The organism is Virgibacillus halodenitrificans JCM 12304 (genome assembly GCF_001310895.1).
GTDB lineage: Bacteria > Bacillota > Bacilli > Bacillales > Amphibacillaceae > Virgibacillus_Q > Virgibacillus_Q halodenitrificans.
On record NZ_BAZS01000017.1, the window covers coordinates 18,203 to 43,109 of the forward strand.

At 38.9% G+C, this 24,907-nt stretch carries 17 protein-coding genes and 3 pseudogenes; 13 read left to right on the top strand and 7 right to left on the bottom strand.

Features of this window, described 5'->3' with window-relative positions:
• Positions 1-239 precede the first annotated feature (239 nt).
• The 7 genes and pseudogenes from JCM12304_RS10260 (at position 240) to JCM12304_RS10290 (ending at position 8,751) form a co-directional block, all read left to right on the top strand.
• Positions 240-1,823: a Na+/H+ antiporter NhaC family protein gene (locus JCM12304_RS10260; protein ID WP_019376905.1), complete on the top strand. Its 1,584-nt coding sequence runs from the start codon at positions 240-242 to the stop codon at positions 1,821-1,823.
• Between the two features lie 115 nt (positions 1,824-1,938).
• On the top strand, positions 1,939-3,120 hold the full coding sequence (locus JCM12304_RS10265; RefSeq protein WP_019376904.1) for an aminotransferase class I/II-fold pyridoxal phosphate-dependent enzyme: 1,182 nt from the start codon (positions 1,939-1,941) through the stop codon (positions 3,118-3,120).
• Positions 3,090-4,772, top strand: coding sequence for a thiamine pyrophosphate-dependent enzyme (locus JCM12304_RS10270; RefSeq protein ID WP_172675281.1), 1,683 nt, complete (start codon positions 3,090-3,092; stop codon positions 4,770-4,772). The genes JCM12304_RS10265 and JCM12304_RS10270 overlap by 31 nt, the downstream gene beginning before the upstream one ends.
• 33 nt (positions 4,773-4,805) lie before the next feature.
• Entirely contained in the window at positions 4,806-6,302 is a 1,497-nt protein-coding gene (locus JCM12304_RS10275; protein ID WP_060680203.1) for an aldehyde dehydrogenase family protein, read from the top strand.
• 75 nt (positions 6,303-6,377) lie between these two features.
• Positions 6,378-7,549, top strand: a pseudogene (locus tag JCM12304_RS10280) (saccharopine dehydrogenase family protein).
• 110 nt (positions 7,550-7,659) lie between these two features.
• Complete coding sequence (locus tag JCM12304_RS10285; protein WP_060680205.1) at positions 7,660-8,421, top strand: IclR family transcriptional regulator; 762 nt, start codon at positions 7,660-7,662, stop codon at positions 8,419-8,421.
• Positions 8,422-8,433: 12 nt separating this feature from the next.
• The gene (locus JCM12304_RS10290; RefSeq protein ID WP_060680207.1) at positions 8,434-8,751 is read left to right on the top strand and encodes a DUF3870 domain-containing protein; all 318 of its coding nucleotides are present in this window, start codon (positions 8,434-8,436) and stop codon (positions 8,749-8,751) included.
• 358 nt (positions 8,752-9,109) lie between these two features.
• On the opposite strand, the gene JCM12304_RS10295 is transcribed toward JCM12304_RS10290, so the two are convergent.
• The 4 genes and pseudogenes from JCM12304_RS10295 to mreBH form a co-directional block, all read right to left on the bottom strand.
• Positions 9,110-10,555 carry an NAD-dependent succinate-semialdehyde dehydrogenase gene (locus JCM12304_RS10295; protein WP_060680209.1) on the bottom strand — a complete coding sequence of 482 codons (1,446 nt, stop codon included), beginning with the start codon at positions 10,553-10,555 and terminating at the stop codon, positions 9,110-9,112.
• A 42-nt stretch (positions 10,556-10,597) separates the two neighbouring features.
• A pseudogene (locus tag JCM12304_RS10300) lies at positions 10,598-11,802 on the bottom strand (acyl-CoA dehydrogenase family protein).
• A 12-nt stretch (positions 11,803-11,814) separates the two neighbouring features.
• Entirely contained in the window at positions 11,815-12,975 is a 1,161-nt protein-coding gene (locus JCM12304_RS10305; protein ID WP_060680211.1) for a CaiB/BaiF CoA transferase family protein, read from the bottom strand.
• A 438-nt stretch (positions 12,976-13,413) separates the two neighbouring features.
• Positions 13,414-14,421 carry a rod-share determining protein MreBH gene (gene mreBH / locus JCM12304_RS10310; RefSeq protein WP_019376895.1) on the bottom strand — a complete coding sequence of 336 codons (1,008 nt, stop codon included), beginning with the start codon at positions 14,419-14,421 and terminating at the stop codon, positions 13,414-13,416.
• Positions 14,422-14,861: 440 nt separating this feature from the next.
• Here mreBH and JCM12304_RS10315 point away from each other — a divergent pair, with 440 nt between their 5' ends.
• From JCM12304_RS10315 to JCM12304_RS10325, 3 genes are all read left to right on the top strand, one after another.
• Positions 14,862-15,761 (top strand): CAP domain-containing protein, encoded by a 900-nt coding sequence (locus tag JCM12304_RS10315; RefSeq protein WP_019376894.1) that lies wholly within the window; start codon positions 14,862-14,864, stop codon positions 15,759-15,761.
• A gap of 634 nt (positions 15,762-16,395) precedes the next feature.
• On the top strand, positions 16,396-17,391 hold the full coding sequence (locus JCM12304_RS10320) for a glutaminase (protein ID WP_060680213.1): 996 nt from the start codon (positions 16,396-16,398) through the stop codon (positions 17,389-17,391).
• Between the two features lie 23 nt (positions 17,392-17,414).
• Positions 17,415-18,083, top strand: a complete 669-nt coding sequence (locus tag JCM12304_RS10325) for an SOS response-associated peptidase (protein WP_019376978.1) — start codon at positions 17,415-17,417, stop codon at positions 18,081-18,083.
• A gap of 120 nt (positions 18,084-18,203) precedes the next feature.
• Here JCM12304_RS10325 and JCM12304_RS10330 read toward each other — a convergent pair whose 3' ends face one another.
• Positions 18,204-19,568, bottom strand: coding sequence for an alanine/glycine:cation symporter family protein (locus tag JCM12304_RS10330; protein ID WP_019376979.1), 1,365 nt, complete (start codon positions 19,566-19,568; stop codon positions 18,204-18,206).
• Between the two features lie 255 nt (positions 19,569-19,823).
• Between JCM12304_RS10330 and JCM12304_RS10335 the strand changes: the two genes are divergently transcribed.
• Together JCM12304_RS10335 and JCM12304_RS10340 are read left to right on the top strand one after the other, a co-directional pair.
• Complete coding sequence (locus JCM12304_RS10335) at positions 19,824-20,120, top strand: YtxH domain-containing protein (protein ID WP_019376980.1); 297 nt, start codon at positions 19,824-19,826, stop codon at positions 20,118-20,120.
• Positions 20,121-20,150: 30 nt separating this feature from the next.
• Positions 20,151-20,969, top strand: coding sequence for a YihY/virulence factor BrkB family protein (locus tag JCM12304_RS10340; protein WP_019376981.1), 819 nt, complete (start codon positions 20,151-20,153; stop codon positions 20,967-20,969).
• A 17-nt stretch (positions 20,970-20,986) separates the two neighbouring features.
• Here JCM12304_RS10340 and JCM12304_RS10345 read toward each other — a convergent pair.
• Positions 20,987-22,844 (bottom strand): annotated as a pseudogene (locus JCM12304_RS10345) (heavy metal translocating P-type ATPase).
• A gap of 282 nt (positions 22,845-23,126) precedes the next feature.
• Positions 23,127-24,302, bottom strand: a complete 1,176-nt coding sequence (locus JCM12304_RS10350) for an MFS transporter (RefSeq protein WP_019376983.1) — start codon at positions 24,300-24,302, stop codon at positions 23,127-23,129.
• A gap of 145 nt (positions 24,303-24,447) precedes the next feature.
• On the opposite strand from JCM12304_RS10350, the gene JCM12304_RS10355 reads away from it, so the two are divergent.
• The gene (locus tag JCM12304_RS10355; RefSeq protein ID WP_019376984.1) at positions 24,448-24,840 is read left to right on the top strand and encodes an OsmC family protein; all 393 of its coding nucleotides are present in this window, start codon (positions 24,448-24,450) and stop codon (positions 24,838-24,840) included.
• The last annotated feature ends 67 nt before the right edge of the window (positions 24,841-24,907 follow it).

Below are 24,907 nucleotides of genomic sequence, written 5' to 3' on the forward strand. Positions count from 1 at the left end.
CTGTATTGTGTTTCTGGTAAATAAATCAGTTATTTACGAGCGCGTTTACGTATATTTTCGTATAAAAAAGGTTTTTTTGAAATAAAGTAGAATAGTATAAATAATCCGATTATGAAAGCGATTACAAATAAAGGGGGGTGATTTTTTTCCGGTAAACTTGGAACATCATTCGTTATAACTGAAACACAGTAGCTTAGCAATTTAGTAAGGATTGATAAATTGTAAAGGAGGGTTTTTTTATGGAAAACACTATATGGTCCTTGGTACCCCCGTTATTGGCAATTGTCATGGTTTTACTCACAAAAAGAGTTTTACTGTCACTTGGAGTAGGTATAGTTGCTGCAGCTTTCTTTATAGGAAGTTTTAATATTATGGAATCACTATTGCTTGTATGGGAGTCATTTAAAGGGGTATTTATCGCAGACGGAGCTCTAAACACATGGAACATTTATATTTTACTATTCGTACTAATGCTTGGAATACTTACTGCCTTTGTAAGTATGATGGGTGGAACACAGGCTTTTGCGAATTGGATGATTTCACGGGTAAAGACACGCGCTGGTGCGCAAATTATGACAATGGTGTTGGGAATTATTATATTTGTGGATGATTATTTCAACAGCTTAACAGTAGGACAAATAGCTAAGCCGGTGACGGATAAACATCGCGTTTCTCGTGCGAAGCTTGCGTATATTGTAGATTCTACTGCAGCACCAATTTGTGTTGTTGCCCCAATTTCAAGCTGGGGAGCATATATTATTGGCATTATTGGTACCATTTTTACAACACAACAGATTACAGAGCATACAGCTTTTGGCGCTTTCCTACAAATGATTCCAATGAATTTTTATGTATGGGCAGCTTTGGGTGTCGTGCTGGTAATCGCCTTGAAACAAGCAGATTTCGGACCAATGAAAATTCATGAGCAACGTGCTATGGAGACAGGTGAAGTACTCGATCCATCAAATAAAGAAAAGTTGGATGCTGAATCTAAACTACCTGAAAGTGAGATAGGAAGAGTTAGCGACTTATTATTACCAATTGCAATTTTATTTGTAGCAACACTTGGTTCCATATATATAAATGGCCTTGGTGCGGTTGAGGGTGAAGCGACCCTTATCAACATTTTTGGAAGTGCGGATGTGTCTGTTGCCCTCTTTTACGGTGGGCTTATAGGTCTAGCAGCTACTTTTCTATTGTTTAGTCGTCACTATCGTGCAAAGAAGCTGACAGGAAAGCAATTCGGTGAAGGTGTAAAAGAAGGCGCAAAGTCAATGCTCCCAGGCTTTACTATTTTAATTTTTGCGTGGGCAATTGTTGCTTTAATTGATCAGCTCGGCACAGGGACTTACTTGGCAGGCATTGTTGAAGAGGCTAATCTTAATTTGGCTCTGCTTCCCTTAATTGTTTTTGTTATGGCAGGATTCATTGCATTCTCAACAGGTACTTCCTGGGGAGCATTTGGAATATTATTACCGATTGCTGGACAAATTGCCGCTGTAACAGACCCTGCATTAATTATGCCAATGATGGCTGCGGTTCTTGCTGGTGCGGTATTTGGAGACCATTGTTCACCGATTTCTGATACAACAATTCTTTCTTCTACAGGTTCCAGTTGTCATCACATTGACCATGTTACTACACAAATGCCTTACGCAATTGTTGCAGCAGTAATTACGGGGGCTGGATATCTGGCGCTTGGATTTACTGGAAGTGTAGTTGTAGGTTTAATTACAGTGCTGGCTGGCCTGACAATCTTCTTTGTTACTTTAAAGAAACCTGTGATTAAAGATGAGATAGCAGAAGAGCCAATAGCAAAATAACTAGGCCATTTGCACGAGTTTAGATCAGTATATTGTAAATTTTTAAATAATAAGCTATACTAATGTTAAATATATGAAACAACGTTTTAATAAATGAAATGCAGGGGGATGGGAAATGAGCTTTGTTTCAGAGAAGGTAATGAGTTTACCTCCGTACTTGTTCTCAGAGTTTCAGGCAAAAAAGAAAAAGCTTCAAGAAGAAGGTATGGACGTAATTGATCTTGGAATAGGAGCACCTGACTTAGCTGCACCACCATTTGTTTATGAAAAGTTAATTGAGGAAGCAAAATATCCCGCAAACCATAGGTACTCCACTTATAGTGGATGTGATGAATTTAAAGAAGCGGTTGCCTCATTTTATAAAAAACAATACAATGTGAGGCTAAATCCCGAAACGGAAGTGCTTGCGCTAATAGGGTCAAAGGAAGGGATTGCTAATTTGGTTCAAGCTGTTATAAATCCTGGAGACTCTGTACTAATTCCCGATCCTGGTTACCCGGTCTATCGTAACGCTGTTCATTTGGCAGGGGGAGAAGTTATCCACTTTCCTTTGAAAAAAGAAAATGGATTTTTACCTCAGTTTGAAAAAATATCATCAAAGGACGCGGAAAAATCTAAACTGCTTTTCTTAAATTACCCAAGTAATCCGACAACTGCTACAGCAAATCCATCGGTATTTTTGGAAGCGATTACATTTGCTGAAAAGTATAACCTATTAGTAGTCAATGATGCCGCCTATGATCTCATTACATTTGGTAATTACCGTTCGCCCAGCATCCTGCAAGCTCCAAATGCGAAAAATTTTGCCGTGGAATTTGGCTCTCTCTCCAAAAGCTTCAATATGACTGGTTGGAGGATTGGCTATGTGGTTGGGAATAAGGAAGTTATTCAGGCGCTTGCCACGTTAAAGAGCAATATTGATACATGCCAATTTATCCCCATTCAAAAGGCAGCAGTAGAAGCTTTACGAAGTGACTTTTCTACTGTTGCTGCTAATAACAATGTGTATGAGAAAAGGATGGAAAAACTGCAACCTGTCTTAAATGAATTAGGACTTCATACAGAAAAGCCTAAGGGTACGATCTTTCTTTGGGCGCAAGTACCCGAAGGCTACACTTCTATGAAGTTTGCAGATCAAATGCTGGAAGAATTGGGGATTATCCTGACACCTGGTACGGCCTTTGGCCCATCAGGAGAAGGATTTGTGCGAATTGCTTTAACTGTGGATGAATCAAGGTTGGAAGAGGTTATTCTTCGGTTAAAGGAATGGAAGGAAAAGGGGGCGAGCAAGGCTTGAAAGAAATAAAGAGAATGAATGCAGCACAAGCAATTGTAGAATGCCTGAAAAGACATGAGGTAGAAAATGTGTTTTGTGTCCCAGGAGAAAGTTATTTACCTGTGCTTGATGCATTGTATGACCAACCTTCCATTCAAGTTATCTCTGCAAGGCATGAGGGGGGAGCTTCCTTTATGGCAGAGGGGTATGCTAAATCCAAACTAAAGGCTGGAGTTGTCTTTGCCACAAGAGGAGTCGGTGCAGCAAATCTATCTATTGGAGTGCACACAGCATACCAAGACTCAACACCAATGGTTGTTTTTCTTGGGCAGGTGCATAGTAAATTCAGGGGGAGGGAAGGTTTTCAGGAGGTTAATCTGGAAAACTACTTTCAAGAGATTGCTAAGTGGTCGGTAGAATTGACTGATGCAGAAAGAACTCCTGAAATTATCCAGCGTGCATTTCGAATAGCTCATTCAGGAAGACCCGGGCCGGTGATCGTTTCCCTGCCTGAAGACGTATTAGTTAAAGAAGCTGAAATGCAATTTGGCCCAGTTGCTCCAGTTCCAAAGCCAGCTCCGTCCCAGATTGAAATAAAACAAATAGAGAGCGAATTACAAGCTGCAGAGAAACCAATTATTATCGCAGGAGGGGGAGTAAAGGGGGCGCGTGCGGAAAATAAATTAATAGAATTTGCTGAGAAATACTCCCTACCTGTCATTGCTGCTTTTCGCAGGCAGGATGTATTTCCAAATGACCATAGCCTGTATGTAGGTCACCTGGGACTGGGTACAGGAAAAGAAGTAATTGATACAGTGGCTGAAGCTGACGTCATTATTGCTTTGGGAACAAGGCTGTCCGAAGTAACTACCCAAGATTATTCCATTATAACTAGCGAGAAAAAGCTTATACACATAGATATAGATTTTCAAACTCTCGGAAAAGTGTATCCACCGGAAATAGGGGTGGTGGCGGATCTTAATGAGGCATTACAAGCACTTATGATAATAGAGATCAAAACGAAATGGAAAAAGTGGGCGGAACATCGAAGAAATGCATTCCAAGAAGTTAGTTATTTAGAAAAAAAACCCGAAGAAGTGCTTAATAAAAATATAATCGCCGTACTAAAAGAAAAACTGCCTGAAGATGCATTATTGACAAATGATGCAGGGAATTTTGCAGGCTGGTTGCATGCCTTTTATCCTTTTCGAAAGGCACATACGTATGTAGGTCCGACCTCCGGAGCCATGGGTTATGGGATGCCAGCAGCTCTTGGAGCACAGCTTGCTTTCCCGGAGAAAACGGTTGTTTCTCTGTCTGGAGATGGAGGTTTTATGATGACTGGCCAGGAGCTGGAAACAGCAGTCAGATACAAGATACCTGTCATATGTCTCGTATTTAATAATAAAATGTATGGTACGATCCGTATGCATCAGGAAATGCATTATCCGGGAAAGGTAATGGCAACAGATTTAGGGGAAGTTTCCTTTGTAGACTTTGCTCAAAGTTTGGGTGTGAGCGGCTTCAAAGTAACAACGCTGGAAGAATTTGAAACAGCTTTTGAGCAAGCTTTACAAGGATTCAATCCGGTACTTATAGAAATTGTAACAGAAAAAGAGCAAATATCTGTTTCATCCACGATTACTGAACTACGTAAACGTGCAATGAAATAGTTAAATTTAATAGTATTTATAGGAGGTATAAGCATGGAGACAGTATCACTACAAACAGAAAAACTAGCAAATTACATTAATGGTGAATGGGTGGAAGTAAATGAATCTACTTCTGTTATCAATCCGGCAACAGGAGAAGAAGTTGTTCAGGTTCCTCTTTCCGAAGCTGATAGTGTGGAACAAGCAGTAGCTGCAGCGAAAAAAGCGCAGAAGGAATGGGCATTGGTTCCGGCACCACAGCGAGCAGAGGTACTTTACCAGGTTGGATATATTATGAAGGAGCGTAAAGAAAGACTTTCCCAGCTTTTAACGATGGAAAATGGAAAAGTAATCGAAGAAGCACGTGGCGAAGTTCAAGAGGGAATCGATATGGCTTTTTACATGGCAGGAGAAGGACGCCGCTTATTCGGTCAAACAACACCAGCAGAGTTAAAAGATAAATTTGCGATGAGCCAGCGTTGTCCAGTAGGTGTTGTAGGTATTATCACCCCATGGAATTTTCCAATTGCGATTGCTACATGGAAGTCATTCCCGGCAATTGTTGCGGGGAATGCAGTAGTTTGGAAGCCTGCAACGGAGACTCCGATTATGGCATATGAATTGGCTAAGATTTTTGAAGAGGCTGGGCTACCTAAAGGTATTATTAACGTTGTCTTTGGCAAAGGGTCGACCGTAGGAGATGCAATGGTGCATCATGACGACATACGTGTTATATCCTTCACAGGGTCAAATGATACAGGTCGTAATATAGCAGGTGAATGTGGGAAGCAGTTAAAGAAGGTATCTCTTGAAATGGGTGGAAAAAACGCGGTAATTGTAATGGACGACGCTGATATCGATTTGGCTGTAGAAGGAATTCTATGGAGCGCATTTGGCACAAGTGGCCAACGTTGTACAGCATGCAGCCGAGTTATCGTACATGAAAAAGTAAAAGAAACGTTGGAAGAACGATTGCTTGCTTCCATGGAAAAATTAACTATTGGGAATGGCTTAGATGAATCCAATAAGGTTGGCCCGATTATTAATAAAGCTGGCTTGGATAAGATAAAAAGCTATATTGAAATCGGTAAGAATGAAGGGGCCAAATTGTTGGCAGGTGGCTATGAAATAACCGACGGTGAGCAACGTGCAGGGAATTATTTTGCTCCTACGTTATTTACGGATGCTACCGCAGATATGAGAATAGCACAAGAGGAGATCTTTGGTCCTGTCGTATCTCTTATTCCGGTTAAAAGCTTTGAAGAAGCAATAGAAGTGAATAATGGGGTTACGTACGGTCTATCCAGTTCTATTTTCACAGGGGATGTAAATAGAGTGTTTAAAGCACAACGTGATTTAGATACGGGAATTGTTTACGTTAATGCGGGAACAACTGGAGCGGAAATTCACCTTCCATTTGGTGGCACAAAAGGTACTGGAAATGGACATCGTGATTCTGGAGTACAGGCGCTGGATGTGTTCACGGAATGGAAAGCAGTCTATGTCGATTACAGTGGAAAGCTGCAACGTGCTCAAATTGACGTGGAATAATAACGAGGCGACGAGTTAAAAAAGCTGTTGAAAGATATATTTCTATAAATATTATTCTTTGCAGGGAGTGGTTGGATGAAAATAGGTGTATTAGGATCTGGTTTAATGGGAAAGGAAGCAGCACGGGATCTAGCAGCAAGTGAAGGTGTGGCAGCAGTAGGTCTGGCAGATATTGATTTATCAAGGGCCCAACAAGTATGTGACCAACTGAATTCTTCTAAGTTAACTGCATATCAAGTGAATGCGAGTAGTGAGCAGGAGCTAGCCAATTATATGCGTCAGTTTGACGTGATTATCAATGCACTGTTTTATTCATTTAATGAAATTGTTGCACGGACAGCTATACAGGTAGGTGTTAACTCTGTGGATCTGGGGGGCATATTGGTCATATGACAGACAAAGTGCTTGCAATGAAGGAAGATGCTGAGACAGCAGGGGTAACTTTAATCCCAGATCTCGGAGTTGCGCCTGGTATGATAAATATTTTATCAGGATATGGGGCAAGCAAACTGGAAAAATTGGATTCCATTAAGTTATTTGTGGGAGGTATTCCCGTTCGCCCGGAACCCCCATTAGAGTATAATCATGTATTCTCCATGGAAGGTGTGTTTGACCATTATACAGATCCCTCTCTTATTATTCGAAATGGGATAAAACAGGAAATACCTTCATTGAGTGAAGTGGAGGCCATCCATTTTGAAAAGTTTGGACCTCTTGAAGCCTTTCATACTTCCGGCGGTACATCAACACTTTCTATATCTTATCCGGAGTTGGAAACATTGGAATATAAAACGATACGCTATCCCGGCCATGCACAGAAATTTAAGCTCCTTGTCGACTTGAATCTGACTCGTATGGATTATGAAGTAGATGTAAAAGGTCAGAGGGTAAACCCACGGGAAGTATTATTAAAAGTACTTGATCCGATTGTGGAACTTGGCGAGAAAGATGACGCTGTATTGCTTCGCACTGTTATTTCAGGAGAAAAGACGGGCATGCCGGCAACATATCAATATGAAATGACAACATATAAAGATCGTAATACACAGGTTACAGCAATGGCTCGCGCAACTGCCAATACGATTTCAGTTGTGGCACAGATGATAGGAAATGGAACGATCGCAAAAAAAGGTGTCTTCCCTCCGGAAAAATGCGTGCCGGGTGCAGTATATATTAAAGAAATGGCTAAACGGGGCGTAAATATTATAGAAACAGAACAACTGGAAAAGACGAGAGTTAGCATGTAAAGAAAAATTATTTTATAATTATATATTAAATAGTTAACCCTCTACTACGAAAGGTAGGGGGACCTTTTCTTTTATTCTACGATTTAATTATGACAGCAAGGAGATTAATAATGAATCAAAGTGTAATCAAAGCACTAAAACTATTGGACTTGTTTACAGAGGAAAACCCGGAATTAACATTAAAGGACATAGCTGATCGCTCACGATTACCTAAACCAACTGCCTATCGAATGTTAACAGCATTGGAAGTGAGCGGATTTCTCTACAAGACAAAGGAAACAGAACATGATAGTAAATATCGTTTAGGCTTGAAGTTGTTGGAATTAGGACAACTCGTTTCTGACAATTTAGAGGTTAGAGGAATTGCTCTCCCATTTATGAAACAGCTTGCTGAAGAAATTAATGAGGTAATCCATTTAGTTATTGTAAATGGCTCGGAAGCTACCTATATTGAAAAGGTGGAAAGCACCCGAGCACTTCGATTATACACACGGATTGGAAAAAGTTCACCATTACATACTGGATCTGGTCCGAAGCTTTTATTGGCGTTTTTACCTAAAGAGAAACAAGACGAAATTCTAAGCAAATCAGAGCTTGGTTCAATTACAAATAAACCAATTTCAGTAGAAAAACTTAGAGAAGAATTGAGAACAATAAGGAACACGGGCTATTCTTATAGCATTGGTGAACAGGATGCAGATACGACTGGAATTTCCTATCCTATTTATGATTATAGCAATAAGGTAATTGCCGCATTAGCGGTTAGTGGATTATCCAGCCATTTTGAAGGTGAGAATTTAAATAAATTAAAAGAAAAAGCATCGCAAACAGCTGTATATATATCAGAGGAATTGGGTTACCGGAAAGGATAAGGAGGAGCGGATATGAATACAGTTTTTATTGCAGGGCATGCCCGCCTGCCATCAGGAATGGCAGCCAAAAGCATTTATGAAACACTGACAATTACAGCAGAAATAGATCAAAAATATGGAGTAATTGTAGCTGCAAACTGTACACTCGCAACAGAACATGGAAAAAACTTTATTCAACACCTGCTCAGAGGATATAGTCTACAGGATGGAATCGAGAAGCCTGTTGATGAAATTAAAGCTCGCTACCTTGGAAAAGCTGGAAATGCATTAGCTTCCGCTTTAAAGGATTTGTATAAGCAATATAAAAGCTATAAGCAGATCGACGAGTGAATTTCTATATGAGAGACAGAGCTAGCCAAATGAGAGAACCGCGTCCCGTATGAGAGCCAGAGCCATCCAAATGAGAGAACCACGTCCCAAATGAGAGACACAGCCATTCAAATGAGAGAACCGCGTTCCATATGAGAGACACAGCCATTCAAATGAGAGAACCGCGTCCCGTATGAGAGACACAGCCATTCAAATGAGAGAACCGCGTCCCAAATGAGAGACACGGCCATTCAAATGAGAGACACCACATATCAAATAAGAAAGCCAGGTATAATTTTTTAAAATAGCAGCACACCCATTATAGGGGCGCTGCTAAAATTTAGTAAGTTTGCTAAACAGACACTTGTGCTTTTTCTATTTAAGACATTCCAATTGAGATAAATTTTTTCTCCAAAAATTCATCCATGCCATGGTGCCCGCCTTCTTTGCCAATTCCAGATTGCTTTATCCCACCAAATGGAGCTTCTGGGACTGCAGGAAATACGTCATTTACACCAACGATGCCATAGTCTAATTTCTCGGAAACCCGGATAGCACGGTTTGTGTTTTCTGTGAAAATGTAGGCAGCTAAGCCGTAATCGGTGTTATTCGCCTTCTGAAGAACTTCTGCCTCATCTGTAAAGAACTGAATAGGAATGACTGGACCAAAAGTTTCTTCATTCATCACTTTCATGTCATCTTCCACGTTAGAAAGAATGGTAGGTTCATAGAAATGCCCATTTAAATTGCTATTCCACGCCTTACCCCCACATATAATCTCACTGCCTTTTAAAATAGCGTCCTCCACATGTGAACCTACTTTCTCTAATGCTGCCCTATTAATTAGTGGACCCAGTTCTACCCCGTTTTCCATTCCGTAGCCAATTTTCATTTTTAAAGCTTTTTCCTTCAACAAATTGGTGAAAGACGTTTTAATCGACTCATGGACATATAATCGATTTGTACAAATACAGGTTTGCCCGTTATTTCTGAATTTGCTCCCAAGTACAAGGGTGGTTGCTTTATCAATATCTGCGTCTTCAAATACAATGCTTGGAGCATGGCCGCCAAGCTCTAAGGACAGTTTCTTCACATTTGCTGCACTTTCTCTCATTAAATATTTACCTATTTCTGTAGAACCTGTGAAAGTAATTAATCGGACACGCTTATCAACAAGTAATGCATTGCCGATTTCTTCTGCATCTCCAGTCACGAGATTAACAACACCCGGAGGCATTCCTGCTCGTTCGAATATTTTTATTATCTCGATAGCGGATAATGGTGTTTCCGGGGCGGGCTTCAGGACTACCGTGCAACCCGCAGCCAATGCAGGTGCAAGTTTTCTTGTTATCATTGAAGATGGGAAATTCCATGGAGTAATAGCACCTACCACGCCAACTGCCTGGGGAATGACAAGCAATCGTTTTTCTTTTGAAGAAGAGGGGATCCATTCACCGTATCCCCGGCTTGCTTCTTCCGCATACCATAATAGAAAGTTAGCAGCACCTTTTACTTCTCCTACAGCCTCATTTAATGGTTTTCCTTGTTCACGTGTTAAAATTTCCCCCAAACGATCAGCATCCTCCATCATGAGCTGGTATGCTTTATAGAGTATCCGGGATCTCTCGCGTCCTGTTCTTTCACTCCAGTCAGGAAACGCTTCGGAAGCGGATGTGATTGCTTCTACCGTTTCAGCTTTTCCCCCATTTGCAACCTCTGTCAGGCGTTCGATTGTGGCTGGATTGTAAATCTCATTTGTTCCCTTAGAACCTGTTTCTCTCCACTCTCCATTAATAAAAATACTTTTTGTGAAATTAGTAATCATGAATCTGCCTCCCTTTTAAGAAACTAGTCGCACGCACAATTTTTATTTGATTAATTGGGATTGGTCCCATGCAGGAAGCATTCGATTAAGCTCTTTATCTTTTCGATAACCTAACACATACTCTGCTTGCATTACAGTATGAATTTCTCGTGTCCCTTCATAAATAACAGGGGCCTTGGAATTACGCAAATATCGTTCCACAGGGTATTCATCAGAAAACCCGTAAGCTCCATGAATCTGAACAGCATCATCTGCAGCTTTATTGGCGAAATCACATGCCTGCCACTTTGCTAGTGAAGTCTCTCTCGTATTTCGCTTTCCGTCATTCTTGAGTTCTCCTGCTCGATAAACAAGTAGTCTGCTCATTTGCAGACCTGCTTCCATATTAGCAATCATTTGTTGGACCAATTGGTGTTTTCCAATTGATTTTCCAAAAGTCTCTCTTTCTTGGCAATACTTCACACTGGCTTCCAAACATGCATGATTTGTCCGACAGCGCCGGCTGCTACTGTGAAACGACCGTTATCAAGAGCGGCCATTGCTATTTTAAAACCTTCTCCTTCTTTACCAAGGAGATTTTCTTTAGGGACTCTTACATTTTCAAAAAATAATTCTCCTGTATTTCCGGCTCGGATGCCCAATTTACCTTTAGTTGCTTTGGAGGAAAATCCATCCCATGTACGTTCAACAATAAATGCAGAAATCGCTTTATGCTTCTCTGTTCGATCTCCGGTATAGGCAAAAACTAAAAAATGATCTGCGGTATCACAAAGAGAGATCCAGGTTTTTTGTCCATTTAAAATATAATAATCTCCTTGCTTTTGTGCTGTTGATTGTAATGCCGAAACGTCTGATCCAGCAGCTGGTTCTGTTAAACCAAATGCACCAATTTTCTCGCCTTTTGCTTGTGAAACGAGATATTTTTGCTTCTGTTCCTCCGTGCCCCATTGCAATAAAGTCATGCTGTTTAAACCAGTGTGTACAGAGACGGCGGTACGAAAAGCGGTATCTCCTCGTTCCAACTCCTCACAAACAATAGCCAGGGAATTATAATCCATTCCACTGCCGCCATATTCTTCTGGAATACAAACACCCATTAAACCAAGGTTGGCTAGCTTTGTTAATATGGCAGGATCAAATTTACCTTCCCTGTCCCAATGGCCAATATATGGCATAATTTCTTTATCTGTAAAATCTCTCACTGTTTTTCTTAACATCACTTGTTCTTCGGAAAAATTAAAATCCATGTAAATCTCTCCTTACTTTTTATTGGTTTTGGCTTTAAGATTATCGACAATAGCTTCATTATGTTCGCCTGCATCTGGCGGATAATGCCTAACTGATACAGGAGTCCTGGAGAATTTCAGCGGACTTCCAATCATCTTGACTTTCCCTGCGGTGGGATGGTTACAATCTATGAACATATTTCTTGCTTGGAGTTGTGGATCTTTTACCACTTCCTTTAAATTTTGGATAGGACCACATGGAATATTGTTTTTCTGGCATTCCTGCTTCCAGTGTGCTGTTGTATTTGTTAAGAGTACCTCCTGTAGTAAAGGTACTAGGACCTCGCGATTGGCAACGCGATCCGGGTTTGTTTGAAATCGGTCATCCATACTGTATTCGTCTTTTTTTAGAATAGAACAGAATGCTTTAAATTGAGTATCATTTCCAATAGCAATTACCATTTCGCCGTCCAATGTTTTAAACGTTTGGTATGGAACAATGTTTGCGTGGTGATTTCCTAAAGGTTGAGGAACTTCTTCGGACATCAAATAATTACTACCGATATTTACCAATGAGCTAACAGCGGAATCGTAAAGAGAGATATCGAGCTTTTGCCCTTTTCCAGATACAGTTCTTTCAAGTAGGGCGCCTTGAATACCAATACAAGCATATAAGCCTGTTAATATATCTGTAATGGCTATCCCCATTTTTTGCGGACCTGATTCCTTATCTCCAGTTATACTCATTAATCCGCTCATCGCTTGAATAATGAAATCATAGCCAGGCATATCTTTATAAGGTCCTGTTTCACCAAAGCCAGTTATGGAGCAAAATACGATAGCCGGGTTAACTTTGGCAAGTGTGTCATAGTCAAGCCCTAATCGCTTCATAGTACCAGTTTTAAAATTGTTAATTACTACATCGCTCTCTTTTATTAGTTCCTTAATAGCAGCAACCCCTTCTTCAGTTTTTAAATTCAACGTAATACTCTTTTTATTTCGATTGGCACATAAGTAATAAGCGCTTACATTACTCTTGAAGGGAGGCCCCCATTTACGTGTCTCATCACTTCCGCCAGGAGCCTCTACTTTTATAACGTCAGCTCCCATGTCTCCGAGGATCATGGTGCAATAGGGACCTGCAAGGACACGAGATAAATCAAGAATCTTTATATGTTTTAATGCGCCAGCCATACTTTCACTCCTTTCCTTGAAAAATAAAAAAGCCAATCCAAATAGACTACAGTTTTACCTGTAAATCAATTTGAACTGGCTTTTATCTGTTGATGCAGTTCTGGGGTAGAACTGTGAACAGATTAGGCAGTAGAATGTTAATAGAAGTCATGGTATCATGCGATTTAAACGAGTAAATCGTTATGGGGCATGATTTAAATATATTATACTTTATTCTGAATAATATGTAAATGAAAAATTAAAAAATAAACATTTTTTCCAAACTCTGTAAAGTATTTTTAGCGGAGCGAGATAATCTTAATGCTCGATTATATATAAAATTGCCATAGCGACGTTTGAATAGACAGAAATTATCTATTTTGGGGATCCATTGAAAGAACTCAATGAGCCATAAGTAAAACCCCTATCACTAAAGGATAGGGGGTTTTACTGGTTTTACTATTTTGTTGCTTTTTGCAGTTTAGTAATCATTTTGAGTGCTCTGCCGGTTCCGATCGCCACGGATTCAAGTGGGTTAGGTGCTAAATGTACAGGGACGATTATTTCGTTCGCAAGCCATTCCTGCATGCCATTTAACAAGGATCCGCCTCCAGTGAGTACGATCCCATGGTCTACAATATCTCCGCTTAGCTCAGGAGGACAGTTTTCCAACGTCGCACGTACTGTCTCCAAAATTTGTTCCAATGATTCTTTTAATGCAGTATAGATTTCTGTCGAGGTAATTGTCACTGTTTTTGGAAGTCCTGAAACCATATCTCGTCCGCGAATCTCCATTGTTTCCTCTTGGTGATTAGGATGGGCATGGCCGATTTCCATTTTTATATTTTCGGCAGTACGCTCGCCGATTAATATATTGTAATTTTTTCGAATGTGGTGAATAATTTCTTCATCCATTTTATCTCCACCGGTTCGAACAGAGTTACAAGAGACGACACCACCGAAAGATATAATCCCTACTTCGGAAGTACCTCCCCCAATATCAACGATTACATTTGCGATTGGTTCATCAACAGGTAAATCTGCCCCAATTGCAGCAGCGACCGGTTCCTCAATAAGGTGTACCTGTTTGGCGCCATAGCTTGATACAGCATTATGAATAGCACGACGTTCCACAGTAGTACTGCCAGAAGGTGTACATACAACTACGGTAGGTTTTCTCATAGACATACCCATTTTCTTGCTGACTTTTTTCAAAAATTCTTTTAACATTTGAGCAGTTACATCATAATCAGCTATTACCCCATCTTTTAGTGGACGTATTGGGATGATGTTCTTAGGAGTTTTGCCGACCATTTCCTTTGCTTCTGCTCCTACAGCCACAACTTGTTTTGTGTTTACATCAATAGCTACTACAGATGGCTCATTTAAAACGATTCCTTTTGTTTTTGAATATATAAGTATATTAGCAGTACCAAGGTCAATTCCTATTTCTGCAGTTGATAACATAATAAAGTCCTCCATTGCTGACAATTTTCTTCTATAATGATTCTACAAATCATTTCAATTTTTGGGGGTGGAAACAGAAGTGTCATAGTTTAGTAATTACTTATGAAAATAATAGTATTACAGATAAACGTATATTAATATTACCCCAAAAATCAAGTGACATTTTGTTTACAAAAACCTTCCTATTGTAATATAACAGGTCTGTTTAGAGGCCTGTCAATATTCTTTTTGCTGAAATATTTGGCAGGTTACATAGAATCTTCCTCAATCACCAAATTGTATTTCTTGGTTACTTTCTTATTTTACAAGGATTATGCTAGTTATCTTTCAATCTAGTGACCCAAAACAATGATTGTGGGAAAAGCTACCACAAATATTACAAAAAATGCATGGTATGATGTTTTTGTCAAACAAAACAACTCAAAAGGAGAGTGCATTTCATGTTTAAGAAACTTGGCGTAGTAACAGCATTATCTACTGCATTATTATTCGGAGGGACATTTCAACAAACTGTGGATGCTTCAGCAAATGAGCAGCAAACACAGATTCCATCATATAAAATCTACTATTCTATAAATGGTAATTTGGACAATATGTCAAAAGACCAAGTGAATAGTATTCTAGATAAGTATCTTAAAAATTATAATATTAATTTGTTGAACTTTGATTGGAATATGAATGGAAACAAAGAAGAAAAGGCACCAGAAACAGAAGGAAACACTGAAAAACCAGTGAAAGAGGAAAAACCGGTACAAAAAGAAGACAAACCAAATAAAGAAGAATCAAATAAAGAAGATACAGTTAAAGAAGAAAAGCCTGCCAAGCAGGAACAAGCTCCTGTAAAAGAGGACAAGCCAGTTCAAAAAGAAGAAAAACCAGCAAAGCAACCAGAAGCGCCTGTAAAACAACCAGCACAACCAGATAAGAAGGAAGAACAAACGAATCAAACGCAATCACAGCAATTGAGTCAGTTTGAGCAAGAAGTATTTGAATTAACAAATCAAGAAAGAGAAAAAAATGGTTTGGCACCACTAAAAGTGGATGTTGAATTGAGTAAGGTAGCGCGTGAAAAGTCTCGTGACATGGCAGCAAACAACTACTTTTCTCATAATAGCCCAACCTATGGTTCTCCATTTGATATGATGAAACAATTCGGTATTACGTACCGTGCAGCAGGTGAGAATATTGCTAAAGGACAACGTACCCCTGAGGAAGTTGTAAATGCTTGGATGAACAGTGAAGGACACCGTGCGAATATTCTAAGCAGCAAATATACTCACATTGGTATCGGTTATGTAGAACAAGGAAATCACTGGACACAACAATTTATTGGTAAATAATAATTGAGAAAGAAGGCTGGCATGGAATTGCTAGTCTTCTTTTTTATGGTTCTAATATATATTGGGGTTATTCAATGATTCGGAAAATAGATAAACTGCGACGTAACTAAGAATATAGAGGCTGCGTAAATCACCGCTACGGGGAAATATTCCGCTTTCCGCGGGCGGCTGAATCCATGCCGGGCGGCAAAGAAGACACTGTGAGGTTACGAACAGATGTCGCACTTGTACCCGGAGGTGTGAAAGCGTCCCCCTGCAGCAGAAATCAATGGGTCCATCCACTTCCTTAAAATGTGACTACTTTAGTTCGCATTTTCCTCCAAATATGAATGAACAAAATACGTTTGTACCCCAACATTTGCGGTAGAACCTTTTTTATAAAGAGGTTTTGTTATAATCTTTGGCATAAAATAAGACAATGAAATGGGAATATCTAAGACGAAGGACTAAAGTAGACTATTTTAGGGAAATATTTCAAAGCACAGGGATAAAAAGAAAAGTACAGTACTGCTCAGCCTGAGTTGTTTGACAATCATCCTCTTATTTGAATACTGTATAGAAGAGGACAAATAGCATTATTCCTAATCAAAAAAGGTTTCATGGAGATCATACATAATAATAAAGGGGTGATTAAATGGTGCAAGGTGCAGCAAATTGGAATACAGAACAAACCCAGGAATGGTTGCAAAATTATGTAGATGATTGGGTTTCATTTTACCGTAAGCAAACAGACGAAGGAGAAGTTGCTTCGTATATACCAATTTTGCAGGAAGCAAATCCGGATCATCTTGGAATATCTATTATTGGTAAGGATGGAATGAAAGTACGCTCCGGAGATACTGAAATTCCTTTTACAATTCAAAGTATCTCGAAAGTACTAAGTTTTATTGTCGCATGTATGGAAAAGGGACTTGCCTATATGTTGGATCGAGTTGATGTAGAACCTACTGGAGAGGCATTTAACTCTATTATGCACCTTGAAATGAGGAAGGTTCAAAAACCATTTAATCCTTTAATTAATGCAGGAGCTATTACAGTGACATCTACTTTAGAGGGAAATACATCAGATGAAAAATTAAAACCTATTCTGGATTTAATGGAAACAATCCTTGGTTATAGACCTGCCCTTAATGTAGAGGTGTATGAATCAGAAAGAGATTCATCTATGCGGAACCGTGCAATAGGCTATTATTTGCTTGAAACGGGGTTTCTTGAATCGGATCTTAATATTACTCTGGAAACGTATTTCAAACAATGCTCTATTGAAGTGACGGTAGATGATCTGGCTAAAATAGGCGTGGTGCTTGCGAATGACGGAGAGGATCCGAAAACTGGTGAAGAACTTATCCCAAGAAAAATAACACGTCTGGCAAAGGCATTAATGTTAACTTGTGGGATGTATGATGCCTCAGGGAAATTTGCTGCATATGTTGGTATACCAGCAAAAAGTGGGGTGTCAGGGGGGATCGTTGCCCTTGCACCACCAAGGGTACGTGATGAAGATTTGCCGTTTATAAATGGCTGTGGCATTGGAGTATACGGCCCTGCTCTTGATGATAAAGGAAATAGCTATGCAGGCATAAAGCTATTACGTCACATTGCCAAACAATGGGATTTGAGTATTTTTTAAAATTCATTTAAGGAGAGTTTGCCATGTGTGGTCGCTACACATTACTTGCAGAGGAAGTACAAATACTAAATGAATACCAATTGGAGCAAGACAGGATAGAATCCTATCAATCCAGCTATAATATTGCCCCAGGCCAACAAGTGCTGGCAATTATCCATGATGGGAGAAGAAAGCGGGCAGGTTATCTTCGTTGGGGTCTTATTCCATCCTGGGCAGAGGATGAAAAAATTGGTTATAAAATGATAAATGCAAGAAGTGAGACGGCACATCAGAAACCAAGCTTTAAAAGATTAATGTCTAGAAAAAGATGTTTGATTATTGCAGACAGTTTTTATGAATGGAAAAAGGCAAATGGGGAAAAACAACCTAAGCGCATTCGTACAAGCAATCGACAGCTGTTTTCTTTTGCAGGATTATGGGATAAATGGGAATCACAAGATAAAGAGGTTTATACATGTACAATCTTAACAAAGGATGCCGACAATTTTATGAGGGATATTCATGATCGAATGCCAATTATTTTACCAAAAGATAAAGAAGATTTATGGATAAAACCTGAAAAGCAGTCACCGACGGAGGCGCATCAATTTCTAGCTTCACTGTCTACAGAGAAGCTTACGGCATATGATGTTGGAACACACGTTAACTCAGCAAAAAATAATGATGCGGTATGTATTGAACCACTTTTATAAAAAAGTTGACCCAGATGAAAACAGGTCAACTTTTTTAATGTCAGTACATATGAAATTTGTGGCTTTATTATGATCTGGGAAAAGCCCCAGTACACTTCAGTACTTTATCTCTTAGTAAAACTAGGCACTTCTTCCAGCTTTTTGCGCCTTCTCTTGTTCTTTTTCTTCTTTGGCTACTTTCAAGAACTTCTTTGTTTCGTATACAACGACACCGGAAAGACCAAGTAGACCAATTAAGTTTGGTGCGGCCATGAGCGCATTCATAATATCGGAGATTGCCCATACCACGCTTAGCTTTTCGACTGCACCGTAGAATACAGCTGCAACAAATACAATTCGATAATAAGGAATAGCTTTTTCGCTAAATAGGTAACCGAAGCATTTCTCTCCATAATAAGACCAACCAACTAATGTAGAGAATGCGAATAATACAATTCCAATTGTTACAATCATGCCACCGAAATCACCGAGGAATTTACCGAATGAGGCAGCAGTTAAATCCCCGCCGGAAAGATCCCCACCGTACATGTTTGCCATAACAATGGTAATACCAGTAATAGAGCAAACGATGATTGTATCAATAAATACCTGAGTCATGGAAACAAGTGCCTGACGTCCAGGATAGTCCGTTTTTGCGGCAGCCGCGGCAATTGGAGCAGATCCTAAACCAGCTTCATTGGAGAATACACCACGTGCAACCCCGTAACGAATAACTGTACCTAAGATCCCGCCACCAAGTGCACTACCTGTAAATGCATCAGAAAAGATTAAACCAATCGCTGCTGGTACAATATCCAAATTCATAATGATAATAATTAATCCGCCAAGCACGTATAATGCAGCCATAATTGGCACGAAGAAGGCTGTTACACGTCCGATACTTTTAATACCACCAAGAATAACCAAACCAACTAAGACAGTAAGAATAATACCAGTTGCCCATCCAGGTATATTAAAAGACCGTTCTAAAGCATCAGACACGGAATTTGATTGAACCATATTTCCTATACCGAAGGCAGCACATGCACCAAATATAGCAAATAATACGCCAAGCCACTTAGCTTTCAAGCCTCTTTCCAAGTAATACATAGGACCACCAGACATTTCACCTTTACTGTTTGTCACTCTGTATTTAACAGCTAAAATTGCTTCTGCATACTTTGTTGCCATCCCAAATAAAGCAGAAAGCCACATCCAAAATACGGCCCCAGGCCCCCCTAAAACAACAGCTGTCGCCACACCAACAATATTACCGGTACCTATCGTTGCGGCCATTGCGGTTGTTAATGCCTGATAGTGACTGATGTCTCCTTTTGACTTTTTGTCCTGTTTGGAAGGACTGAAAGCGAGCTTAAGTGCATAAGGCAATACTCTGAATTGCAAAAAGCCCAATCGAAAGGTTAAATATAAGCCCGTTCCCACAATCAAAATTAACGTAGGCGGGCCCCAGACAAAGCCACTGATTGCATCAAGAATTTCATTCATGTTTTCTTCCCCCTTTGCTTTCATTTAATTTTTTGTATCTATAGTAAATATTCCGAAAATTTAGTTCAAATGTCAAGTGATTTTGAAAAAAAGTTTAAAAATTAATCCGAGATAGTTGAGTATTGTTGAAAAAGGGGCGCATACTGAAAAACAGGACGAAATCTTTTGCTTATCTTGTAAGTAGATGATTATAATAGAGGTAGAAAGTAAGTTAACGTTTTATAATTTTATACATACATAAAGGAGAGAAAAAGGATGGCAAAACGCAGATTATTTACTGGAATGTTAGTGGGAGCAGTAGCAGGTGGTTTAGCAGCATTATTCGATAGAGAAACGAGAGAGTATACAAAAGGAAAGCTTAAAAATGTAAAAGCAGGATCCAGTTATCTTATTAAAAACCCTTCAGATGCTGTACATAAAGTCCGTGTAGCATTTGATGAATTTAATACAAAAATTTCCAGTAGTTCAGAGAGCGCAATAAATGCATTGGAACAAGTAGAATCAACTTTAGAAAAATATACAAATAAAGAGGAGTCCTCACGAATAGAATAGAAGGAGTGAGATGCTGGGAGTGTGATAGAAATGAATGAAGTAGTAACATTTGGAAAGCAATTATATTCAAAGATGGAAGAAACGGATGTCTTTGGACTAGCTGCACAATTGGCCTATTTTTTCTTACTTTCACTCTTCCCTTTCCTTTTATTTGTCCTCACACTTGTGGGTTATCTTCCTATAGGTGAAATATCCATTATTGAATTTGTTGGGACATATGCCCCTCCTCAAATTAATGAATTAATTAATACAAATATTACCCAGCTTGTAAACGAACGAAATGGCAGCCTGTTGTCTTTCAGTATTATTGGTACGTTATGGTCCGCATCGAATGGTGTTAATGCTATTATGCGTGGTTTTAACCGAGCATATGAAGTGGATGAAGATCGCTCATTTATTATATCAAGAATAATTGCAATTATCCTCACTGTTGCCATGGTGGTTATCATACTTACCGCATTTTTACTGCCTATCTTTGGAAAAATGATAGGTGTATATCTTTTCTCATTTATTGGTATGTCGGATGGGTTCATTACTGTTTGGCAAGCTATGCGTTGGATAGTATCCTCTGTTGTATTCTTCATCGTTTTTCTAGCACTATATAAGTTGGCTCCTAACACGCGAATTTATTTCAAAAATGCCATTTGGGGAGCTATCTTTGCTACTGTATTCTGGCAACTGACTTCACTTGGTTTTTCTTACTATGTCAGCAGTATTGGTAATTATTCTGCTACATATGGAAGTCTTGGTACAGTAATTGTTCTAATGATCTGGTTCTATCTCTCGGGGATTATCCTCATGATGGGCGGAGTAATTAATGCTGTATTGAGAACAGAAAAATTAAAATAGCTGCCGTAAGCAGGCAACTATTTTAATAAACGTAATCCATTCAATATAACCAAAATAGTACTACCTTCATGACCAATTACGCCCAGTGGCAGGTCGAGTAATTGAAAAAAGTTAGAGAGAATTAATATTAGAATTATGCTCAGGGAGAAAAAGACGTTTTGCTTAATAATTTTATTCATCTTAGTAGAAATAGCCATTGCTTCTGTAATCTTCGTAAGATCATTTTTCATTAGTACAACATCAGCAGTCTCCATTGCAACGTCAGTTCCTTCTCCCATTGCAATACCGACGTTTGCGCTTGCTAAGGCTGGAGCGTCGTTAATCCCGTCTCCCACCATAGAGACATTTTTATATTTCTCTCGTAGTTGCTTTACGTGAGTGACTTTTTCTTCAGGTAGACAGTTAGCTATATAACTATCTATACCAGCTTCTTTAGCAATTATTTTTGCTGTAAGTTCATTGTCACCAGTTAGCATCACAGTAGTAATACCATGCTTTTTTAATAAAGCTATCGCATTTTTTGCATCCTTTCTTATCGTATCCTTTAATGCAAAAACGGCGGTAATTTCATTGTTTTTCTTAGCAAATACAATAGTCTTACCTTCTTTCGCCAGATTATTTGCTACTCCATGAAGGAAGCTCATTGCATCTTCCTTTCCGACAAAATCTGCCTTGCCAATCTTCCAATGATCACCGTCTACTACCGCAGATATTCCATTTCCGCTGATTGTTTTCATATCCAAGACTTCAGAAGCTAACTCATCTAGGCCTTTTTCTTTCGTGAATTGTACGATGGACTGTGCTAATGGATGGGTAGAATATTTTTCAATTGCAGCAACAATTTTTAATGTCTGGTTTTGATTATCCTTTTCTTTATAAAAAGCTTCTGTGACAACGGGCTTCCCGTTTGTCAAAGTCCCCGTTTTGTCAAATGCCACTGCTTTTATATGACTCAAATTTTCAACATGCACCCCGCCCTTAAATAAAACACCATTTTTTGCACTAGAAGAGATTGCTGAAAGTGTTGCCGGCATAATAGAAGCAACTAATGCACACGGAGATGCTACAACGAGCAGAATCATTGCTCTATATATGCTTTCCGATAATGTCCAATTAAATAATAGATAAGGTAAGAACATCATAAGAAAAACAACAGCTAATACAATTTTCACATATGTTCCTTCAAATCTTTCAATAAATAGCTGAGAAGGTGACTTTTCGTCCTTTGCCTGTTGTACAAGCTCAATTATTTTTTGGAATAACGTTTCGTTTGCAGGCTTTGTAATCTCTATTGTAATTGTTCCATTAAGTGCAACTGTGCCTGCGTATACTTCTTCACTATGTGTTTTTTCAACAGGCAGCGATTCACCGGTAATGGCACTTTCATCTACGGAAGTTGTTCCTTTGCTTATTTTTCCGTCAGCAGGTATGCGCTCTCCCGCACGTATAAGAACAGTGTCCTTAACCTGTAATGTGGTCAACAGGAACTTTCTTTTCTACTCCATTCTTTACGATAATTGCTTCCTCTGGTTGTAAATTCATAAGAGAGGAGATTTCTTTGTTGCTTTTGTTAAGCGTATAAGTTTCTAACGCACCAGATAATGCAAATATAAAAATAAGGATAGCTCCCTCTGTCCAATAGCCAATAATGGCGGAGCCAATTGCTGCAAAAATCATTAACATTTCAACATTTAGTTCTTTATTAGTGATTGTTTCTGTTATGCCTTCCTTTGCCTTGGCATAACCACCAATAATAAAAGCAAGTAGGTGAAGAAATACGAAAGCAGTACTGGTTAAATGAGACTCAAACATCCAAGCAAAAAGAATCGTGATCCCGCTGATTAGTGCGGCGATCAACTCTTTATGTTCCTTCATCTTTATCAAAGATTTTCTATTCAATATATTTCTTTTAAGCTGGTTTCGTTTTAATTTGTAAATCGAATCTACCTCTGTAGCCATTTCAGCACCTCCATTTTAATATTTGTATGATAATTACGTTGAGAATGATTATTATTTATAATTATTATAAATTAATATTTATTATTATATTATCATGAGAAGGTAAAAAGTCAAGATAGAAATGGCCTTTTTTAAAAATAAATAGCAAGGGAGGATGTGGAAAAGTTTCGAACATCAAAAAACCGGTTAGCGCAATGCCTAACCGGTTTGATCATCTGGTGTAGATAAATTTGTCTTTTTAAAATGAATGGCTCCCATAATCAGAAGCAAGATGGTCATAATTAAATAGAAGAAGGATAGGTCAGGAAAAAGTTCAACATATAATCCTCCCAAGAATGGCCCACTGATACTTCCAAGACTAAAGGTTACACCTACCATTAGGTTGCCAGCGGGAAGTAATTCTCCTGGAAGTAAATCTGTCATATAGGAAATTCCTAAGGAGAACAACGAGCCAACAAACATTCCTGACAAGGTAAATAATATGAACAGTCCTACCACAGATGATTCTAATAAAGCTGCTAAACCAAAAGTAATAACTCCCCCGGCTAAAACGAATAATAAAACAGGTTTTCTCCCTAGTCGGTCACTAAGTATACCTAAAGGAAGTTGTGTGATAAGACTTCCAAAAGCAAAACAGGGAATAATTAAAGAAAGCATGTTTACATCATGGCCAATTCGTAATCCATATATAGGAAAGATTCCATGTAAAGATGCTTCCAGGAAACCATACCCAAATCCCGGTAATAAAGCAATCCAGGCGATTTTCCCTGTCTGAATAAACCTTCCGACAGAACTTGTAGTAGTAGCTGTTTCTAAGTCATTCTCCGGCCACATGTTTTTTACGAAAAACATCATAGACCAAACCAGCAAACTTAGTACAGCTGAAGCTAGGAAAGGTAATGCTTCATTTACAGATAACATCCTTGTCATTAATGGACCCAAAGCAAAACCAAGACCGAAGAAAAGCCCATAATAAGCAATACTTCTGCCTCGTGTTTCCTTCGTAGCTGTAGTAGTAATCCAGGTTTGAGTTCCAAAGTGAAGCATCTGGTCTCCAACACCGATCAGCATGCGTAATATAAACCAAAACCATAAGGCTTCCCATAATGGAAAAAGAGCTAAAGATAAAAATACAAGCATACCGCCAATAAGGATGATTGGTTTAAAACCCAATCTTCTCATTGGCTTTTCCATGAAAGGGGAAGCCAGAATGACACCAATATACAAGCCGGTAGCATGCAATCCATTTACAGAAGATGATATTCCACCATGTTCAAGAATAATAGCTAGAAGAGGCAGAAGCATTCCTTGAGAGAAACCGGAAATTGTAACAAGTGCTATTAATATCCAAAATCGTGTTTTTGCAGATACCATGTTTATGTTCCCCACCTTTGTCTGTCCTCTAATCTAATTGGTTTTTTTCAGCAAGTCAATTACCAAACAAGTAATTCGTAAAATAATAGGTTATTATGGTACAAAGAATATATAAGATAAGATTTACCATAGGAGGGTGTAAAATATGAAATTAGTAATGAAGGAAAATGGATTGAGAACGGAATTAGAGTATGGTGTGTTAGACATATCCGGGAATGAGGAATATGGATTTCGCCCATATCAGCTAATGGTTGCTTCCATAGCTGGTTGCAGTGGTTCTGTTTTTCGTAAAATTTTAGAAAAACAACGCACCGAAATAGATGACATGCAAATAACCGCTGAAGTGGAAAGAAATCCAGAAGAAGCAAATCGTATTGAGAAGATTACATTGAACTTTAAGGTCCAGGGGAAGAATTTAGATCCAGCAAAATTGCAAAAAAACCTGGAAATCTCCCGTAAAAATTGCTCAATGGTTCGTTCAGTAGAAGGAAGTATTCAAATTGAAGAAAAGATAGAAACAATCGAATTAAGCAATTAAGTTGTATTTAAACGTATAAAATTCATATGTCCGAAAAAACTATAGGAAAAAGGAAGGGACATGGACA

Excerpts from the sequence above, each read along its gene's own strand:
- JCM12304_RS10340 (WP_019376981.1), top strand. The coding sequence starts at position 20,151 with ATGAATGAAGTAGTAACATTTGGAAAGCAATTATATTCAAAGATGGAA.
- JCM12304_RS10350 (WP_019376983.1), bottom strand. The coding sequence starts at position 24,302 with ATGGTATCTGCAAAAACACGATTTTGGATATTAATAGCACTTGTTACA.
- JCM12304_RS10305 (WP_060680211.1), bottom strand. The coding sequence starts at position 12,975 with ATGGCTGGCGCATTAAAACATATAAAGATTCTTGATTTATCTCGTGTC.
- JCM12304_RS10315 (WP_019376894.1), top strand. The coding sequence starts at position 14,862 with ATGTTTAAGAAACTTGGCGTAGTAACAGCATTATCTACTGCATTATTA.
- JCM12304_RS10320 (WP_060680213.1), top strand. The coding sequence starts at position 16,396 with ATGGTGCAAGGTGCAGCAAATTGGAATACAGAACAAACCCAGGAATGG.
- JCM12304_RS10290 (WP_060680207.1), top strand. The coding sequence starts at position 8,434 with ATGAATACAGTTTTTATTGCAGGGCATGCCCGCCTGCCATCAGGAATG.
- mreBH (WP_019376895.1), bottom strand. The coding sequence starts at position 14,421 with ATGTTATCAACTGCAGAAATAGGAATTGACCTTGGTACTGCTAATATA.
- JCM12304_RS10325 (WP_019376978.1), top strand. The coding sequence starts at position 17,415 with ATGTGTGGTCGCTACACATTACTTGCAGAGGAAGTACAAATACTAAAT.
- JCM12304_RS10265 (WP_019376904.1), top strand. The coding sequence starts at position 1,939 with ATGAGCTTTGTTTCAGAGAAGGTAATGAGTTTACCTCCGTACTTGTTC.
- JCM12304_RS10260 (WP_019376905.1), top strand. The coding sequence starts at position 240 with ATGGAAAACACTATATGGTCCTTGGTACCCCCGTTATTGGCAATTGTC.
- JCM12304_RS10330 (WP_019376979.1), bottom strand. The coding sequence starts at position 19,568 with ATGAATGAAATTCTTGATGCAATCAGTGGCTTTGTCTGGGGCCCGCCT.
- JCM12304_RS10335 (WP_019376980.1), top strand. The coding sequence starts at position 19,824 with ATGGCAAAACGCAGATTATTTACTGGAATGTTAGTGGGAGCAGTAGCA.
- JCM12304_RS10295 (WP_060680209.1), bottom strand. The coding sequence starts at position 10,555 with ATGATTACTAATTTCACAAAAAGTATTTTTATTAATGGAGAGTGGAGA.
- JCM12304_RS10270 (WP_172675281.1), top strand. The coding sequence starts at position 3,090 with ATGGAAGGAAAAGGGGGCGAGCAAGGCTTGAAAGAAATAAAGAGAATG.
- JCM12304_RS10275 (WP_060680203.1), top strand. The coding sequence starts at position 4,806 with ATGGAGACAGTATCACTACAAACAGAAAAACTAGCAAATTACATTAAT.
- JCM12304_RS10285 (WP_060680205.1), top strand. The coding sequence starts at position 7,660 with ATGAATCAAAGTGTAATCAAAGCACTAAAACTATTGGACTTGTTTACA.
- JCM12304_RS10355 (WP_019376984.1), top strand. The coding sequence starts at position 24,448 with ATGAAATTAGTAATGAAGGAAAATGGATTGAGAACGGAATTAGAGTAT.